Origin of the sequence: Aeromonas sp. QDB56, assembly GCF_027705505.1 — a bacterium.
In the GTDB taxonomy this organism is placed as follows: domain Bacteria; phylum Pseudomonadota; class Gammaproteobacteria; order Enterobacterales; family Aeromonadaceae; genus Aeromonas; species Aeromonas caviae.
In genome coordinates this window covers 1-656 of sequence record NZ_JAPDBZ010000320.1, presented here as the reverse complement: position 1 = coordinate 656, position 656 = coordinate 1, and the positions used below count along the sequence as shown (strand labels likewise).

Sequence of the window (656 nt, the reverse complement as noted above, 5' to 3'; positions counted from 1 at the left end):
CATGCCTCCCTCGCTTTTTTGTCCTGATACTACGTGGACTGGAACTCAAATTCTCTTAAGTGAACAGCATTGCGGCCTGGCCGGGGTGTTTGTCATTTCACTTCCACTTCAAATCGGGCCACAACCCGAGCCGGAATGGCTTGCTGATTCTGCTCCGATGGCCGGTAGCGCAGCTGCGCCAGCCCGGAGATGGCGATGAGATCCAGCACGCCGGGAGGCTGGGACTCCAGTACCTCTGGGCTGAACAGCGTGCCATTGGAATCGATGAGGTAGCGAAGGGTCACATACCCCTTGACCGGCCTCTTCGCCGGCAGCCCCCCGACCGGGTTAAAACTGATGGCATCCCCCACCAGCACCCAGTATTCGGGCAGCGTTTCCCAGGTGACATCCACCGGAGGCTGATTCAGCTTGGCGGTGGGGCTGGCACAGCCCCCGAGCAGGGCTAGGGCGGCCCACAGAAACAACCCTTTCACACGCACTGACATTCCCTCTTCGTTGTATCGCTCGATTCCATGAGCGACGCGCCAGTGTCAGGCAAAGGGGCTCATCCGGGAAGCCCCCATCTGGCAGGCAAAAAAAAGGCTATGTCCCAATTACGTGTTGCATCGGGTGCCCTAGCGCCTCATGCAAACACATCTTGGTATTTACCTCCCTGC

At 58.7% G+C, this 656-nt stretch carries 1 protein-coding gene; it reads right to left on the bottom strand.

Features of this window, described 5'->3' with window-relative positions; translation table 11 throughout:
• Positions 1 to 92: 92 nt before the first annotated feature.
• On the bottom strand, positions 93 to 485 hold the full coding sequence (locus OKB81_RS20680; protein WP_010673455.1) for an energy transducer TonB: 393 nt from the start codon (positions 483 to 485) through the stop codon (positions 93 to 95).
• Positions 486 to 656: the final 171 nt, after the last annotated feature.